Source organism: Streptomyces sp. NBC_01381 (assembly GCF_026340305.1).
Taxonomy (GTDB): Bacteria; Actinomycetota; Actinomycetes; order Streptomycetales; family Streptomycetaceae; genus Streptomyces.
The window spans coordinates 1,842,885-1,860,312 of sequence record NZ_JAPEPI010000001.1 but is presented as its reverse complement, the minus strand read 5'-3'; the positions used below and the strand labels follow the sequence as shown (position 1 = coordinate 1,860,312).

Annotated in this window: 12 protein-coding genes; 6 read left to right on the top strand and 6 right to left on the bottom strand. The window is 71.5% G+C overall.

Translation table 11 applies throughout. The features are described 5' to 3' along the window. Positions 1-34: 34 nt before the first annotated feature. From OG453_RS09005 to OG453_RS08995, 3 genes are all read right to left on the bottom strand, one after another. Positions 35-1,537 carry a DUF5719 family protein gene (locus OG453_RS09005; protein ID WP_266866259.1) on the bottom strand — a complete coding sequence of 501 codons (1,503 nt, stop codon included), beginning with the start codon at positions 1,535-1,537 and terminating at the stop codon, positions 35-37. Beyond that, the gene (locus tag OG453_RS09000) at positions 1,534-5,229 is read right to left on the bottom strand and encodes a glycosyltransferase family 2 protein (protein ID WP_266866257.1); all 3,696 of its coding nucleotides are present in this window, start codon (positions 5,227-5,229) and stop codon (positions 1,534-1,536) included. The genes OG453_RS09005 and OG453_RS09000 overlap by 4 nt, the downstream gene beginning before the upstream one ends. 192 nt (positions 5,230-5,421) lie before the next feature. Next, positions 5,422-5,685 carry a WhiB family transcriptional regulator gene (locus OG453_RS08995; protein ID WP_016642094.1) on the bottom strand — a complete coding sequence of 88 codons (264 nt, stop codon included), beginning with the start codon at positions 5,683-5,685 and terminating at the stop codon, positions 5,422-5,424. 692 nt (positions 5,686-6,377) lie between these two features. Here OG453_RS08995 and OG453_RS08990 point away from each other — a divergent pair. From OG453_RS08990 to OG453_RS08980, 3 genes are read left to right on the top strand one after another with little or no spacing between them, the layout of a single operon-like run. Next, positions 6,378-6,893 (top strand): cysteine dioxygenase family protein, encoded by a 516-nt coding sequence (locus OG453_RS08990; RefSeq protein WP_266866251.1) that lies wholly within the window; start codon positions 6,378-6,380, stop codon positions 6,891-6,893. A gap of 34 nt (positions 6,894-6,927) precedes the next feature. Next, positions 6,928-7,884, top strand: a complete 957-nt coding sequence (cofD, locus tag OG453_RS08985) for a 2-phospho-L-lactate transferase (protein ID WP_266866249.1) — start codon at positions 6,928-6,930, stop codon at positions 7,882-7,884. Further along, positions 7,881-9,182, top strand: a complete 1,302-nt coding sequence (locus OG453_RS08980; RefSeq protein ID WP_266866247.1) for a coenzyme F420-0:L-glutamate ligase — start codon at positions 7,881-7,883, stop codon at positions 9,180-9,182. Before cofD ends, OG453_RS08980 begins: the two co-directional genes overlap by 4 nt. Positions 9,183-9,303: 121 nt before the next feature. Here OG453_RS08980 and OG453_RS08975 read toward each other — a convergent pair whose 3' ends face one another. The 3 genes from OG453_RS08975 to OG453_RS08965 all read right to left on the bottom strand — a co-directional run bounded on the left by OG453_RS08975 (position 9,304) and on the right by OG453_RS08965 (position 13,056). Next, positions 9,304-10,308, bottom strand: a complete 1,005-nt coding sequence (locus OG453_RS08975) for a DNA-3-methyladenine glycosylase (RefSeq protein WP_266866245.1) — start codon at positions 10,306-10,308, stop codon at positions 9,304-9,306. A gap of 88 nt (positions 10,309-10,396) precedes the next feature. Next, on the bottom strand, positions 10,397-11,479 hold the full coding sequence (locus OG453_RS08970; RefSeq protein ID WP_266866243.1) for an NDP-sugar synthase: 1,083 nt from the start codon (positions 11,477-11,479) through the stop codon (positions 10,397-10,399). 143 nt (positions 11,480-11,622) lie between these two features. Continuing rightward, positions 11,623-13,056 (bottom strand): peptidoglycan recognition protein, encoded by a 1,434-nt coding sequence (locus tag OG453_RS08965; RefSeq protein ID WP_266866241.1) that lies wholly within the window; start codon positions 13,054-13,056, stop codon positions 11,623-11,625. Positions 13,057-13,194: 138 nt separating this feature from the next. On the opposite strand from OG453_RS08965, the gene OG453_RS08960 reads away from it, so the two are divergent. The 3 genes from OG453_RS08960 (at position 13,195) to OG453_RS08950 (ending at position 17,356) form a co-directional block, all read left to right on the top strand. Continuing rightward, positions 13,195-13,956 (top strand): TIGR03089 family protein, encoded by a 762-nt coding sequence (locus OG453_RS08960; protein WP_266866239.1) that lies wholly within the window; start codon positions 13,195-13,197, stop codon positions 13,954-13,956. Between the two features lie 157 nt (positions 13,957-14,113). After that, complete coding sequence (locus OG453_RS08955) at positions 14,114-15,391, top strand: LCP family protein (RefSeq protein WP_266866237.1); 1,278 nt, start codon at positions 14,114-14,116, stop codon at positions 15,389-15,391. 225 nt (positions 15,392-15,616) lie between these two features. Continuing rightward, positions 15,617-17,356 carry an LCP family protein gene (locus OG453_RS08950; protein WP_266866235.1) on the top strand — a complete coding sequence of 580 codons (1,740 nt, stop codon included), beginning with the start codon at positions 15,617-15,619 and terminating at the stop codon, positions 17,354-17,356. Positions 17,357-17,428: the final 72 nt, after the last annotated feature.

Here is a 17,428-nt window from a genome sequence, read left to right as displayed (position 1 = left end):
TCCCCCGTACCCGCCTCCCCGTACCCGCGCAAACCTACTTCTGCAGCACCGTCAGGTCCTGCTCGGACTTCGGCACCGACACCATGCCCCGGTCGTCCGGCAGGGTCTGGATCGTGAAGCCGGGGACGCCGTCCTCCGGGATCTCCAGCATGCGGGAGCCATAGACCTCGGCGCCCGACAGGGGTTCCACCGTGAGGGCGTACGCGCCCTTGAGGCCGGCCGGGGCGGGGGGCTTGATGCCCAGGGTCGTGCCGCCCTTGACCGTGTACGTCTTCGTGGCCGGCTTGCCGCCCTCGGTGCCCTGCGACGCCGTGACCCTCACCTTGGCCGTCTTGCCGGGGGCGACCAGCGACAGCGTGGAGCCCTTGGAGCGGTTGTCGGCCACCGTCGCGCGCGTGCCCACGGCACTCGTCCCCGAGATGAACGCCGTCTCCTGGTCGGAGCCCTTGCCGCGGACGACCCGCAGGCCGGCCACCACCGGCACCGCGTCCTCGGTCGGCGTGAGGACCAGGGAGCCCACCTCGCCCTTGGTGACGTCGCCGAGGTCCACGGCGGTCGTCATGCCGGACTTGACGTGCAGCGTGGCGTGTCCCGCCGGGCTGATCGAGCCGGTGGGCGAGGCCAGTTGGACCTTCAGGTCCGCGTCGTCGGTGCCGGGGGCGAAGGCCACCAGACGTACCGAAGTGGCGTCCTTGGGGATGCCGGGCAGGACCACGCGGCCCGCGGGGTCGGCGGACGGGGGCAGCCAGTCGCCGCCGAGCTTGTCGTCCGACGCCTGCACGGCGGCCGCGACCCGGCCGCTGCGCGCGGTGACGTGCAGCGTGATGTTCGTCTGCTCCTTGGGGATGAGCGTGGAGAGCAGCACCGGGACACTGCCGTGCGGCTGGACCTGGATCGACTCCCCCACCTCGGACTTGATGGGGCCGTCCGGGCCGTACAGCTCGACGTCGACGACGGCCGCCGAGTCGTCCGGGTTGGTCAGGTGGACGTAGTCGCTGCGGTCCTTGGCGGTGCTCGCGCCGGGGAACCAGAAGTCCGTGTCGGGCGCGGTGCAGTTGGCGCCCTGGACGCCGCGGCCGCTGCCCGCCGCGTACGTGGTGGTCTGCTGGACGGTCCAGCCGGGGGCGAGCCTGCCGTCGGCGGTGCCGATGAGCGCCGGCGACTCGGCCCCGGACTTCTCGGCGGCGACGGGCTCGCCCGGCTTCTTCGAGGTCAGGAACGGCTTGACGGCCTTCTTCTTGTCCTGCTCGTCGCCCTTGACGGCGGCTTCCGTCAACGCCTGGGTGGCGGGCAGCAGTTCCGCCCGGCCCGTCTCTTCGGAGCCCTTCGACTCCGGGGTGAACGCCGTGTACGACGTCTCGGCGAGGTCCGACGAACTGGGCACCGGGCAGAGCATGCTGGTGCGCTCGACGGGCAGCCGGGCGGCCGCCTTCGCGCCGTCGTCGGCCGAGCCGTCGGGCACGTTGGCCGCGGCGAACCCGGTGACGGCCGCCAGGGCGGCCACGGCGGCGATCAGGGACTGGGTGGTGCGGTTCACTGCTGGCTCCCGTCGGGGCGCTCACTGTCGGGGCTGTGCGGCGGCAGCGGCGGCATCGGGGGCTGCTGCTGCCCGTACGTCGCGTCGTACGACTGCTCGTACTGCTCGGCGCCGCCCTGCGCCCCTCCGTAGGCGTACGGGTCGTACTGGCCCCCCTGGTAGGGGTCTGCCTGGTAGCCGGACCCGTCGTACGAGCCCGCCGGGTACTGCGCGTCCTGGTACTGCTGCTCGCCGCCCTCGTACGTGCCGTGGTCGGCGCCCGCGTGAGCCGGGGCCTCCCATTCCTCGTACGACTGCGCGTGCGACTGCTGCTGCGGAACCGAGGCAAGGGCCTCCTCCGAAGGAGGAGGCGGCGGCGGAGGGGGAGGCGTGCCCGCGCCGTCCGGCACCGTGCCCTCCTGGGCGGCCTGTTCGGCCGCGGCCTGCTCGTTCTGGGCCCGCAGCCTGCGCGCCCTGCGCCCCTCGCCCTCGACGGGCTGGGCCGGGATGACGGCCTCTTCGGGGAGGTCGTCGTCCACGTCACGGCGGCGGCCCGGCAGCGCGAGCACCACCAGGACGACGGCCATCGCGCCCTGCGCCCACAGCCATCCGGTGTGACCCGCCGAGCCTTCGAAGGTGACGTCCAGGCGGCCACCGGTGGCGGGCAGTTCGAAGCCCTGCGCCCAGCCGTCCAGCGTGGTCCTGGTCAGCGGGCTGCCGTCCAGGGTGGCCGTCCAGCCCTCGTCGGCGGCGTCGGCGATCCGCAGGGTGCGGCCTTCCTCGCCGGCCGGGATGTTCGTGTGCAGCTCGACCGGGCCCGCGGCCACCGGCAGCGGATCGCCCGACTCGGACACGATCGTGGCGCGCGCGACCTGCCGGTCGACGCGCCACAGGGCGCTGCCGTCCTCCTGGCTGAGCCGGGTGAGGCCGGGCGTCGCGTCCAGGACGCGGCTCATCTGGCGGGGCGCACCGTCGCGTACGAGGACGTAGCGCACGGCGAAGCCGCCGAGCTGGTCGGCCTGGTCGGCTCCGGAGCCCGCGATGAGGCGGGCGACGATCTTGTCGAGGTGATTGTTCGAGCCGCCGGCATCGGCGAGTTCGGCGTCGCCGAGCCGGGAGCCCGATCCCCGTACGAGCGAGTACGCGACCTGTCCGGCCGACTCGCTGTCCAGGACGAGCGTGCGGGCCTGGTCCTGCGTGCCGCTCTCCTCGGCGACGAACGCGGGCACCTGCACCGGGTCACGGCGCTCCAAGGGTTCGTCGGCGCCGCGGATCATCCACCCGGCGGCGACGAGCAGCGGCCCGGCGGCCGCCGCGAACGCGATGAGGACGGCGACCGGCTGGCGCCAGCCGAAGCTCTGCTCGGCGACACGCGTGCGTGCGCCGTCGGCGCCGAGCGCGGCGGCGGCAAGGAGCGCAATGCCGTAGCCGAGCGTGGCGGGTCCTGCCCAGGCCGAGCCGTTCGAAAGGGCGGCGAAGACCAGCGCGACCAGGGCGACGACCCACGCGGTGCGGACCGCCAACTGCCGCTCGGTGCGCAGCAGCGCGGCCAGGGCGGCGAGCACGATGCCGATGAGCAGCAGCCCGTCCACGGTCCCGGGACCGCCGGGGCTGCCCCCGAGGAGGTCGAGCGCGCTCGCGGAGCCCGTGCCGAACTCGAGGCCCGCCTCACGGAAGAAGCCGAAGGGCAGCAGCGACAGCGACCAGGGGGCGAGGATCAGGATCGGAGTGCCGAGCCCCGCCAGGAAGCGCAGTCCGTAGGCGGTGATGTCGCCGCGGCGCACCGCGAGGAGTGCGAGGCCGAGCACCAGGGCGATCGGCCAGACGATCGGCGTGAAAGCGGTGGCGAGCGTCAGGAGCAGTGCGTACGCCCACGTGGCACGCCAGCTCCCCCGCGTGCCCTCAGAAGAGGCGAGGCCACTGGCCGCGACGCCCGCGCGGGCGATGAGCGGCAGCAGGATCGCGAGGACGGCGGTGCCGATGCGGCCGCCCGCGAGCGCGCCCGTGGCGGCCGGCAGGAAGGCGTAGGCGACCGAGGCCCAGGCGCGCAGGAGGCGCGACTCGACCAGCGGCCGGGACGCGAAATAGGCGGCGAACCCGGCGAGCGGCACCGAGCCGACGAGGAGCACCGTGACGGCGAGCCCGGTGGATCCGAACAGCAGCGAGGAGAGCCCCGCGACGAGCGCGAGATACGGCGGCGCGGCCTGGGTGCCGCCGGTCCCCACGGGATGCCAGGCGTCCAGGAAGCGCGACCAGAGCCCGGCGGCGTCGGCGGGCGCGGGCAGCAGTGCGCCGCCCGCGAGCGCTCCGCTGCCGAGGAGTTGGCGGCAGGCGATGAGCGAGGCGAAGAGCAGCACTACGAAGAGCATCGGTCCCGGCTTGCGGGCGATGCGCTTGAGGCGCGCGAACTGCTCGACCTCCAGGAAGTCGGCGTCGTCCCCGCCGGGTCCGGACTCGACGGCGCCGTGCCGGCCCGCGCCGGTGACGGCCTCGGGGTCGGAGCGGCCGACGATGTTGCCCGCGACCTGTTCGACGGTGGCGCGCACGGTGGCGCCCGGGGGCGGGAAGAGCGGCCGCATCTCGGCGGCTTCGACCACCGGCTTGCCGCGCTTCTTACGGGCGCCGACGATCCTTCCGGGCCGCAGCAGCGTCCCCAGGAGACCCGCGACCTCGTCGACCGCCTGCCCGGGGACCTTGCCGACCAGATACGCGACGGTGCGCAGGACGGTGCCCACCACGAGCCGGAACAGCACCCAGGGCAGCACGGCCGTACGGGCGTTGACCAGCAGCGTGTACGAGGCGCCCGCCTTGTCCACGCGGTGCGGCGACGTCGACGTACGCCCGACGCAGTCGACGGTGCGGCGCTCGCGCGACGATGCCTCGGCGTGCCGTACGACGGCGTCGGGGGCGACGAGGACGCGGTGTCCGGCGGCCTGGGCGCGCCAGCACAGGTCGACGTCGTCCCGCATCAGCGGAAGGCGCCGGTCGAAGCCGCCGAGCTGGTCGAAGACGTCGCGCCGGATCAGCATGCCGGCCGTGGACACCGAAAGGACGGGCCGTACGTGGTCGTGCTGGCCCTGGTCCTGTTCGCGGCGGTCGATGCCGGTCCAGCGGCGGCCGCTGTTGGCGATGGAGACGCCGACTTCCAGGAGCTGCCTGCGGTCGTACCAGCCCCGCAGCTTGGGGCCGACGATCGCGACGTCCTTGCCGACCTCGCGTTCGTTCTCCACGACGCGGAGCAGTTCGGCGAGCGCGCCGGGCTCGGGCGCGCAGTCGTCGTGCAGCAGCCACAGCCACTGCTCGGGCTCGCCGTGCGGCAGTTCGGGCAGGTCGTAGGCGTCGTCGCGCCAGGACCTGCTGACCGGGTCCCAGCCGCTGGGGCGCTTCAGATAGGGCAGCTCTTCCGGGGTCAGCACGCCGGCGGTGCGGTTCGCCTCGTCGACGGCGGTGCCGAAGCCGGAGCGCCGAGCCAGATGCAGGACGCGGTCGGGGCCGAGGGCCTCGGTGACGAGGCGGGCGGAGTCGTCCGCGCTGCCGGTGTCTGCGGCCACGGCGTTCTGCACCGGACGCTCCTGGCCGAGCAGCCCGGCGAGGGCGTCGGGCAGCCAGCGGGCGCCGTCGTGGGAGACGATCACGGCGGTGACAACGTGCCGCGGGAACTCAGGTGCGGCAGCGTCGTGGTGACTGGCTGCCGAATGGCTGTGCACGGACATCGAGGTACGGGCCCCGGTTCGATGGACTGCGGTGGACGCCTGCGCTTCATGGGGGCGCCGGGGCGTCTCGGACGGGGCCCCACACTAACGGCTGGCATCACAACAGCCCGCCGCCTGTGGATATCCCACGGGCGACGGGCCGTTCCTTACGTAGGGGTGTGTGCCGTTTGGTCGGGCCGAACCTGCCGGCGTTCAGACTGCGGCCTTCTTCAGGCGGCGGCGTTCACGCTCCGACAGGCCGCCCCAGATGCCGAATCGCTCGTCGTTGGCGAGTGCGTACTCAAGGCATTCGGAGCGGACCTCACAGGCGAGGCAGACCTTCTTGGCCTCGCGCGTGGAGCCGCCCTTCTCGGGGAAGAAGGATTCGGGATCGGTCTGGGCGCACAGCGCGCGCTCCTGCCAGCCGAGTTCCTCGTCCGCGTCCTCGACCAGCAGTTCCTGAACCAGCTCGGTCATGTGCGCCCCTCGTCTGTACGTGCGTCCCCGTGGTGCTGCCGTTACCGATTTCGGCTGAACGACACGAGTGAAATTACAAGTGTGCCGATCCGGGCCAGTCAAGCCGAGATCTGCTATTGGGTCCCTTATTCACTCTGCGGAACCAAGGCTATGCGGAAAGTGTTCAAATCGACATAAACCCCGACACTTGCCAGTGGCCCATCTCGAGAAGCCCCGCGACCGCCTCCCATCAGGGAAGGACGTCACGGAGATCAGTCCCGTTGCAACCGGTCCACCGAAGCGAAGGGGATCACATTCGGGTCACGGGATCACGACGGGGTTTACGCGCCGGTTGAAGCGCGATGTGTCCCGTGCGCCGGATGCACAAACCTTTCACCTCAGAGAGCAACCGGATGAGGTGAAACATATCCCACATAGCGGACAGTGAGTTGACAGAAAAGGTGTGAGCCGATGTCCTGTTGGGCATGCTCGCAAACTTGGCACTCTCGACGACCCGCAGCAGCGGGCTCCTCGGTGCTGCCCACGCGCGCTGTCGCTGTTCCTGTTCCAGCTGTTGAGCCACCGCTTCCAGCTGTTGAACCGCTCGAAACGCGCCACTCCGTAGAGCCGTTTCCAGAGCATCACCGCTTTCGACGCTTCCACCGCTTCCCTTCCGCGACACCCCAGCACTCACGTTGAGGAACCACCGCACGATGAACAGCGACAGCGACCTCCAGATCGCCGGCGACATCCTCGAAGTCACCCACCTCCTGCAGCCCGCCCGGGAACACCCGGCGACCGTGGCCGAGTTCGCGGGCCTGGCCCGCACCATCGCGGCCGACCGCGCGCAGTGGGCCCATCTCGTCGAGTACGACGCGACGAGCCGCTGGTACCACCGACTGCGCACCGGGCCCGGCTACGAGGTCTGGCTGCTCTCCTGGGTGCCGGGACAGGGCAGCGGGCTGCACGACCACGGCCGCTCGTCCGGCGTGCTGACCGTTCTCGACGGCGAGCTGACGGAGCGTACGGAACGCGGCCAGCGCGCAATCGGCGCGGGCGCCCAGCGGGTCTTCGCGCCCGGCTACGTACACGAGGTCGTGAACGACTCCCTGGAACCGGCCGTCAGCCTGCACATCTACTACCCCGGCCTGACCGACATGCCGATGCACGCGGCGCAGTGCGGCGTGAGCGCCGGCGAGCCGGTGGCCGGAGATGTCGTGACCGCCTGACGCGGTGTCGTACCCGCCTGACATGCTTGGCCTCATGCGCATTGTGGTACTGGCCGGCGGTATCGGCGGCGCCCGTTTCCTTCGCGGGCTCAAGAAAGCCGCGCCTGACGCGGACGTCACGGTCATCGGCAACACCGGTGACGACATTCACCTGTTCGGTCTGAAGGTCTGCCCCGACCTCGACACCGTGATGTACACGCTGGGCGGCGGCATCAACGAGGAACAGGGCTGGGGCCGCACCGACGAGACGTTCAAGGTCAAGGAAGAGCTCGCCGCCTACGGAGTCGGGCCCGAGTGGTTCGGGCTCGGCGACCGGGACTTCGCCACGCACATCGTGCGGACGCAGATGCTCGGCGCCGGATTCCCGCTCAGCGCCGTCACTGAAGCGCTGTGCGAGCGGTGGCAGCCCGGAGTGCGCCTCATCCCGATGTCCGACGACCGCGTCGAGACGCATGTCGCCGTCACCGTCGACGGCGAGCAGAAGGCCGTGCACTTCCAGGAGTACTGGGTGCGGTTGCGGGCCTCCGTGGACGCGCACGCCGTCGTGCCGGTCGGCGCGGACCAGGCCAAGCCCGCGCCCGGTGTCCTCGAAGCCATCGCCGAGGCCGACGTCGTGCTCTTCCCGCCGTCCAACCCCGTGGTGAGTGTCGGGACGATCCTCGCCGTTCCCGGGATCCGCGAGGCCATCGCGGAGGCGGGCGTGCCCGTGGTCGGGCTCTCCCCCATCGTCGGGGACGCGCCCGTGCGGGGCATGGCCGACAAGGTGCTCGCCGCCGTGGGCGTGGAGTCGACGGCCGCCGCGGTCGCCGAGCACTACGGCTCGGGGCTGCTCGACGGCTGGCTCGTCGACACCGTGGACGAGGGCTCCGTGGAGCGGGTCGAGTCGGCGGGCATCCGCTGCCGGGCCATTCCGCTGATGATGACCGGCCTCGACGCGACCGCCGAGATGGCACGGGCCGCGCTCGACCTCGCGGAGGCGGTGCGCGCGTGAGCTCGTTCCGTGTCTGGGCGGTGCCCGGCCTTCCCGAGGTGCGGCAGGGCGACGACATCGCCAAGCTGATCGCCGCCACCGAGCCGGGGCTCGCCGACGGGGACGTGCTCCTGGTCACCTCGAAGATCGTCAGCAAGGCCGAGGGGCGGATCGTCGAGGCCGCGGACCGCGAGGCGGCCATCGACAGCGAGACGGTGCGGGTGGTCGCGCGGCGCGGGACCCTTCGTATCGTCGAGAACCGGCAGGGGCTCGTGATGGCGGCCGCCGGTGTCGACGCCTCCAACACCCCTTCCGGGACCGTGCTGTTGCTGCCCGAGGACCCGGACGCCTCGGCCCGCGCCGTGCGCGACGGCCTGCGGGACGCGCTGGGCGTGGACGTCGGCGTCGTCGTCACCGACACCTTCGGGCGGCCCTGGCGCGCCGGGGTCACCGATGTCGCCATCGGGGCGGCGGGCGTGCGGGTCCTCAACGACCTGCGGGGCGGCGTGGACGCGTACGGCAATCCGCTGAGCGCGACCGTCGTCGCCACCGCGGACGAGCTCTCCGCCGCCGGGGATCTGGCCAAGGGGAAGGCCGGCGGGCTGCCGGTCGCGGTGGTCCGTGGGCTGCCGCACGTCGTGGGCGAGACCGGGGAGGCCGATGAAGGGGCCCGCGCCATGGTGCGGGGCTCGCGTGACGACATGTTCCGGCTCGGTACGTCCGAGGCCGTGCGGGAAGCGGTGACGCAGCGGCGGACCGTGCGGGAGTTCACCGACGAGGAGGTCGATCCGGGGGCGGTGCGGCGGGCCGTGGCGGCTGCCGTGACCGCGCCGGCGCCGCATCACACGACGCCGTGGCGGTTCGTCCTCCTGGAGTCCGAGGAGTCGCGGGTGCGGCTGCTCGACGCGATGCGGGACGCGTGGGTCTCCGACCTGGAGCGGGACGGGAAGTCTTCGGAGTCCATCGCGAAGCGGGTTCGGCGTGGCGATGTTCTGCGCAAGGCGCCCTATCTGGTGGTGCCTTGTCTCGTGATGGACGGCTCGCACACGTATGGGGATGCGAGGCGTGACGCTGCTGAGCGGGAGATGTTCGTGGTCGCCGCCGGGGCCGGGGTGCAGAACTTCCTTGTCGCGCTTGCCGGGGAGCGGCTTGGGTCCGCCTGGGTTTCCTCGACGATGTTCTGCCGGGATGTTGTACGGGACGTTCTTGGGCTGCCGGGGGCTTGGGATCCGATGGGGGCCGTTGCTGTGGGGCATCCTGCGGGTGAGCCTGCGGCTCGGGTCGGGCGGGATGCGGGGGACTTCGTCGAGGTGCGGTGACTCGCCTCTGTTCCTCGACTGCGGGCTCGTGGGGGCTTGTCGCGCAGTTCCCCGCGCCCCTTACGGGGCCGGTTCGTCGGCTGCGGGTTTGTTGGGGTTGCTCGCGCAGCTCCCCGCGCCCCTAAAGGGGCGCGATGTTGCCCACCCGCATGCGTGGCTCCCTGCGCGGTGGTGTTCTGCCGCTCAGGAGTATCAGGCGGGCCGCCCTGTGGCGTTGGCCCGCGTACGGCTCCAGGAGGGCCAGCATCGCCTCGTCGTCCGCTCTGCGGTCGCCTGCGAGGGCGTAGCCGATGATGCCGGGCAGGTGGAGGTCGCCGACCGTCACGGCGTCGGGGGCGCCGTTGCTGCGCTGGACGGTCTCCGCCGAGGTCCAGGGGCCGATGCCCGGGATCAGCTCCAGGCGGGCCTGGGCCTGGAGCGGTTCCATCGCCGCCGCCTCCTCCAGGCGGGCCGCCACCCGCGCCGCGCGCAGGATCGCCGACGCGCGCTTGTTGTCCACGCCCGCCTTGTGCCACTCCCAGGACGGGATCAGGGTCCAGGTCCTCGGGTCCGGCATGACGTGCAGGCGGAGTTCGGGGGGCGTCGGGCCCGGGGCCGGTTCGCCGTACTTGCGGACCAGCAGGCGCCAGGCGCGGTACGCCTCGTCCGTCGTGACCTTCTGCTCCAGGATCGACGGGATCAGGGACTCCAGGACCAGTCCCGTACGGGTCAGGCGGAGGCCGGGTCGGCGGTGCGCCGTCGCTGCGAGCAGGCGGTGGCGGGGGGTGAAGTCCTCCGGGGCGTCCGCATCGCCGAGGAGGTGCGGGAGCCGGTCCAGGAGCCAGTCGGCTCCCGGGCCCCAGGCCTCCGCCTCCGCCGTGCCGGTGCGCAGGGCCACCCGGAGTGTTCCGGGGCCCTCCGGGGTGCGGCTCGCCCGCCAGGCCGAGCCGTCCGGTGTCGTACGGAACGTGGGGTCCGAGGGGCCTCTTCGCAGCGGGCCCAGGGTCAGGCCCAGGTCCAGGGGGTAGTGCGGGGTCCAGGTGCGGGTCCTGGACGCCGTGGCCTGGCGGGGCATCCCCTGAGGGATCGCCGTTTCGCCGCCGCGCACGGTGGTGCGGGTGGGACGCGGGGCGAAACGGGATGACATCTGTCCGAGGGTAGGGGGTTCTCGTCCCCTGAGGTCACGGATCCGAGGAGGTCACTGATCCGACGAGGTGGTCACTGATCCGACGAGGTCACTGATCCGAGGAGAACCGCACCGCCCCCGCGGGCAGCTCCGCCCCGCACCACACCCGTACCCCGTCCCTGAGCTCGTTGTCGGCGCCGACAACCGCGCCGTCGCCGATCACCGCACCCGCGAGGACCGAGCGGGCGCCGATCCTCGCGCCCGCGCCGATCAGGGAGTCCGTGACGACCGCGTTCGCTTCGATGACCGCGCCGGACAGGACCGTGCTGCCGTCCACGCGGGCGCCCTCGCCGATCACCGCGTTCTCGCCGACGACCGTGCCGCCGGTGAGCTTCGCGTCGGGGGCCACCGTCGCCGATGGCAGGACCAGGCGGTCGCCGCAGCGGCCGGGGACCGCCGGGGAGGGGGCGCGGCCGAGGACCAGGTCCGCCGAGCCGCGTACGAAGGCCTGCGGGGTGCCCAGGTCGAGCCAGTACGTCGAGTCGACCATGCCCTGGAGATGGGCGCCGGAGGCCAGCAGGTCGGGGAACGTCTCACGTTCGACCGAGACCGGGCGGCCCTCGGGGATCGTGTCGATGACCGAGCGGCGGAACACGTACGCGCCCGCGTTGATCTGGTCGGTGACGATCTCCTCGGGCGTCTGGGGCTTCTCCAGGAAGGCCGTCACGCGGCCCGTCGGATCCGTGGGGACCAGGCCGTACGCACGCGGGTCGTCGACCTTCGTGAGGTGGAGGGAGACGTCCGCGCCCGAGTCCTCGTGGGTCGCCACGAGGGCGCGGATGTCCAGGCCCGTGAGGATGTCGCCGTTGAAGATCAGGACCGGTTCGTCCGGTCCCGAGTGGAGGCGCGACGCCACGTTGCGGATCGCGCCGCCCGTGCCCAGGGGCTCGGTCTCGGTGACGTACTCGATGTGGAGGCCGAGGGCCGAACCGTCTCCGAAGTACGGCTCGAAGACCTCGGCGAGGTAGGAGGTCGCCAGGACGATGTGCTCCACGCCCGCCGCGCGGGCCCGCGCCAGCTGGTGGGTGAGGAACGGGACGCCCGCCGCCGGGACCATCGGTTTGGGGGTGTGCACCGTGAGCGGACGCAGCCGGGTGCCCTTGCCGCCGACCAGGAGGATCGCTTCTGTCACCTGTCGTCTCTGCTTCCTGCTGGGGCCGGCCGAACTTGAGTCGCGGCCGGCCAGTGTATGCAGATGGCTTTGCAGATCGTGCAGTGCGCTGTGCGGGTCGTGCGGTGTGCGCTGTGGTACCGGTCGTGCGGTGGGCGCCGGCCTCAGCGGCCCTGGTAGCGGGCCGAGATGGACCGGGCCGTGCCCAGCTTCTTGTACAGGCGAATTCCGGGGCATGCCGTGGCGAAGCCGTCACGGTGCCCGGAGATCACACGCAGCCGGACGTTCCTGCCTTTCCTGTACAGATTTCCACCGCCGGACTTCAGGTATGTCGTTCCGCGCGGGTTCGCGCCGTACAGGCCGAGCTTCCAAGCAGTCAGCCGGGCGATGGCTTTCACGGCGGCCTTCGGCGGGTTGGCCGAGCCGAAGGAGCCGAGGACGGCGATGCCCATGCTGTTGGTGTTGAAACCGAGAGTGTGGGCCCCGAGGACTGGCTTTGCCACACCTCCGGCACGTCCTTCGTAGATGTTTCCGCACTTGTCGACGGCGAAGTTGTAGCCGAAGTCACGCCAGCCGCTGCTCCTGACGTGGTAGCGGTAGATGCTGCGCAGCACGGATCCGGCCTGTGAGCAGCGGTAGTTGTTGCCCGACGCGCTGTGGTGCACGAAGGCCGCCTTCACCGACTTCGTGTACGCGAAGTCCCTCTCGCGGAGCTTCTCGTTCGCGCCCCAGCCCCTGCGCGTGATGATGCGCGGCCGGGGTCCGATGTAGGGCCTGGCCTTCCCCGCGGCCTCCTCTGCGCCGCCGTGGGCGGCGATCAGGTCGGACTCCGTCTCCTTCTTGCCGAGCGCCGGGATGACGGCCGCGCCGAGCGGGACGAGGTCGGCGTTGACCGCGGATGCGGCGGCGGTCTCTGCGGTCAGGGGCGTGCCGCGGGGGCCGTCGGGCGGGGAGCCCTGCGGGGGCGGTTCGGCGCCGGGGGCGACGAGTTCGAGGCGCAGGCCCTTGGGGAGCGGGGACTCCGCGGGCGGGGCGGCCGCTGCCCGGTGCTGCGGCTGTTCGGAATCCGGCCGGTCGGATCCCGGCTGTCCGGAACCCGGCCGTTCCGCCTCCGCCCGTACCCGGATCTCGACGCCGTCCGAGTCGCCGACCCACAGCGGTGCCGTGGAGCCGCGGACCCTGCCCGAGGTGCGCTCGGCGGCGTCGGGATCGGCGGCGTGCTCGTGGTTGTGGGTCTCCAGGTCCTGCCAAGAGGACCAGGTGCCGGTGCCGGACCCGCGGGTGCGGACCTGGACGCTGCCGTGCAGTTCGGCGTCCGGGTCGTCCCAGATGACGCCGACCAGGGAGAAGGGACGGACCTCGCGCCGGAGCAGGCCCTGCTCGCGGGAGGGCCCCGCACGCAGGGCCCGGCCGGAATCGAGTGGAGTGAGCCGGAGGGACTGGGTGCTGCCGGGGACCGCGCCCGAGGCCGATTCCGCGGCCGGGACCGATGCCGCGTTCGGGGTCGCCGCGCGGGCGCCGGACGACGGCAGGGTGAGGGGAAGGGCCAGGGCGGCCGCGCACGTGATGCCGATCGAGGAAGCAAGAAATCCACGCATACGTCTGATAGTTGGCATATCCGGATACTTCTGTCCATCGGGGAACTGACGGACCGTCGGCTCGACTCGGCCGAACCGGTGGCCCGCACTCCCCCGCCGCCCCGGGCGGCGCGCGGGCGCCCGCGTACCCTTGCGCCCGTGAACGCCACCGACCGCACCCCTGCCGACCTGCTGCGATCCGCGCTCGCCGCGGACCCGGGCCGCCCGCTGATCACCTTCTACGACGACGCCACGGGCGAGCGCGTCGAACTGTCCGTGGCCACCTTCGCCAATTGGGTGGCCAAGACCGCCAATCTGCTCCAGGGCGATCTCGCCGCCGAGCCCGGCGACCGGCTCGCGCTGCTGCTTCCCGCGCACTGGCAGACGGCCGTCTGGCTGCTCGCCTGTTCGTCCGTGGGCGTCGTCGCGGACGTCGGCGGCGACCCGGCCGAGGCGGACCTCGTCGTCAGCGGGCCCGACTCGCTGGAGGCGGCGCGCGCCTGCTCCGGGGAGCGCGTCGCCCTCGCGCTGCGGCCGCTCGGCGGGCGCTTCCCGCAGCCGCCCGCGGGCTTCGCCGACTACGCGGTCGAGGTGCCGAGCCAGGGCGACCGCTTCGCTCCGTACGCGCCTGTGGACCCGGACGAGCCCGCGCTCGCGGTCTCCGGCGCCGGCGAGCTGACGGGCGCCGAGCTGGTGGAGCGGGCCCGCGCCGACGCCGCAGCGCGCGGGCTCGCGCCGGGCTCCCGGCTGCTCTCCGGTCTGTCGTACGACACCTGGGAGGGCCTGAGCTGCGGTCTGCACGCCCCGCTCGCGGCGGGCGGCTCGGTGGTGCTCTGCCGCCATCTGGACCAGCTCGCCGACGGCGGCCTCGCCAAGCGGACCGAGGACGAGCGGGTGACCGACACCGTGACGGGCGGGTGACCCGACACCACGGCGGACGGGTGACCGACACCGCCCGGTAATCCGTCCCCCGTTCGGCCCACCCCGGGCCCTGGCCCGCAGGCCACGGGCGCCGCGCAGGTCCATGGTCGTAAGAGCGCACCATGCACCGACGTCGCCATGAGGGGTGGACGCACACGTGACCGACACCGCAGGCATGCCCTCCGGACCGGATCGCCCGGACCCGGACGGCGCCCCGCCTGAGCCGAAGGCCACGTACGGACCCGGAGCGGGCTCGAGCCCCACGGGTGCGGGCGTCGTCCGGCGCAGGCGGCGGTGGCTGCGCTGGACGGCGATCGGGGCCGCCACAGTCGTGCTCGGCACGGCAGGCGTCGGCTGGGCGGTCTACAACAAGCTCGACGGCAACATCACCACCGACACCGACGCCGCCGCCGAGCTCGCGCGCTACGAGAAGGAGCGCCCGACCCCGCTGGTGCACGACGCGCAGAACATCCTGCTCATCGGCTCCGACACCCGGGCGGGCCGCGCCAACAAGAAGTACGGCCGCGATCCGGGCACCCAGCGCTCGGACACCACGATCCTGCTGCACCTGGCGGCCGACCGGCAGAGCGCGACGGCGGTGTCGATCCCGCGCGACGTGATGGTGGACATCCCCAGATGCCGCCGCCCCGACGGGTCTCGGACGCGGGCCCAGTTCGCGCAGTTCAACTGGGCGTACGAGTTCGGCGGGACGGCCTGCACGATCCGTACTATCGAGAAGCTGACCAGGATCCGGATCGACCACCACATAGTGATTGATTTCGCTGGATTCAAGGACATGGTCGAAGCGGTCGACGGCGTGGAGGTCTGCCTCAAGACCCCGATCAGGGACAAGGACGCCAAGGTGAAGCTGGCCGCCGGCCGGCAGACCCTCAACGGCGAGCAGGCGCTGGGCTATGTGCGGGCCCGCAAGAGCATCGGCAACGGCAGCGACACCGACCGGATGGACCGTCAGCAGCAGTTCCTCGCGGCGCTCGTCAACAAGGTGCGGAGCAATGACGTCCTGCTCAATCCCGCCAAGCTGTATCCGGTTCTCGACGCGGCGACCTCGGCGCTGACGACGGACCCGGGACTTGCGAGTTTGCGTGGTTTGTACGAACTGGTGCGCGGCATGCGCAACATCCCCACAGAACGGGTGCAGTTCCTTACGGTGCCCCGGCGCTCGTATGTCTACGACGCCAATCGCGACGAACTCGAAGAGCCCGAGGCCGAGGAACTCTTCACGCGCCTGCGCACCGACGCACCCCTTCAGGTGTCGCGCAAGAAACCGCCACAGGTGGTGCGCGAGGACGCCGAGGACTCGTCGGACGACGGGAGCGACGACGAGAGCGACGAGAAGCCGGACGACCCCTCAGATACGCCGAGTCCCGCACCCACATTCCGGGGCAACACGGCTGCCGGAACGGCCTGTAAGTAAAGGCATCCCCAAACGGAAGACGCCCCGCATCAAGAAATGGGGCGGATTGCCCAGTTGTAGGGGAGTGGAATTTGTCACCGACGTCGTTCAGCGCTGAACTGGGCGGATAGTGTGAGCGATCCGGTGCGCCGGGCCCTTTGTGGCCGCGCACCGCTGGACGACTGACCGAGCGCCTTCTGAGGGGGGAAAGGCGCCGCGTGGCCCCGACGGAGGACGCAAACAACCGTGGACGCGCAAGGCCGTGGGCGGGCGGAGAACATCGACCCCGCAGACCAGTGGGTGCTCAACCCGAACACCGGCGATTACGAACTGCGACTGAGCCCTTCCGCAGGGCAGTCGGCGGTGCCCGGACCGCGCAGACCTTCACGGTCGGCGGCCCGCCCGGGAACGCGCGGCCGCGGTGGCCGACGCGACGAGCACCGTGACGAGCAGCACGAGCAGCACCAGGTGCCGGGCCAGCGCAGACGGCGGGCTCCGCAGCCGGAGTCCGCGGGCGGCCGGCGCAAGCAGAAGCCGAAGAAGTCCAAGGGCAAGAAGGCCCTGACGTGGACCGGCGGCGTGCTCGCCTTCGTCCTGGTCTCGGGCTGCGCGGGCGCGTACCTCTGGTACCAGCACCTGAACGACAACATCACCTCGATCCCCGACGACGGCGCGGGAACCGGCGGCTTCAGCAAGGACCGGGCCATCAACATCCTGGTGATGGGCACGGACAAGCGCACCGGCAAGGGCAACACCAAGTACGGCGACAAGGAGAGCGTCGGTCACGCCGACACGACGATCCTGCTGCACGTCTCCAAGGACCGCACCAACGCGACCGCGTTGAGCATCCCGCGCGACATGATCACGGACATTCCGGACTGCCCGACCACGATGGAGGACGGCAGCAAGAAAACCATCCCGGGCAGCCAGAACGTCCGCTTCAACGAGAGCCTCGGCCAGAGCGACCGCACGCCCAGCTGCACGATGCGCACGGTCACCGAGATCACCGGGATAGTCCCCGACCACTTCATGGTGGCCGACTTCAACGCGGTCAAGACGCTCTCCAGCGCCGTCGGCGGTGTGGACGTATGCCTCGCCAAGGACATCGACGACCCGGACTCGCACCTGAAGCTGTCCAAGGGCGAGCACACCATCGAGGGCGAGGAAGCGCTCGCCTTCGTCCGTACGCGTCATTCGGTGGGCACCGGCGGCGACTTGAGCCGGATCGAGCTTCAGCAGCAGTTCCTCAGCTCGCTGATGCGCAAGCTCAAGTCGAACGACACGCTCACCAGCCCGACGAAGATGATAGATCTCGCCGAGGCGGGCACCGAGGCGCTCTCGGTCGACTCCAAGATCGCGGACATAATGAAACTCCGCGACCTGGGCATGGAGTTGGGCAAGCTCGACATGAAGAACCTCAGCTTCGCGACCGTGCCCGTCGTCGACAACCCGACGGAGAAGGTCAAGGCCACGGTCGTCGTGAACGAGGCCAAGGCCGACCCGCTGTTCGCCATGATGCGCGCCGACGAGTCGCTGACCGAGGTGAAGAAGAAGGAGAAGAAGGAGAAGGCCGCGGTCGCCGCCCGGCTCAAGGGCAGCAAGGCGGACCCCTCCGAGGTGCGGGTCAACGTCTACAACGGCAGTGGCAAGGCCGGCGCCGCTCAGACGACGCTCGAGTGGCTGCAGAACAGTGAGGGCGTGCTCAAATCCAGCCAGCTCGGCAACGCGCCGTCCGACATGAAGAAGACGACGCTCGAGTACGCGCCCGACCAGGCCGACCAGGCCAGGCGGCTCGCCGACATCATGGGCCTGCCCGGCTCCGCGATGAAGCCCGGCAAGAGCGAGAAGAACGCGCAGGGACTCCCGGCGATCAAGCTGACGCTCGGCGGCGACTTCAAGGGCGCCGGGGTTCCCATCAGTGCACCGTCGAAGGCGCCGGAGGGCATCCAGAAGGTCGAAGCCGACAAAACTGTGTGTGCCAAGTGACCTGAAGCGGCCGTTCTGCGTCTAACACGACGCGGGACGGCCGTACTTGGGGGGCTAGGTGGGGAGGGGCAG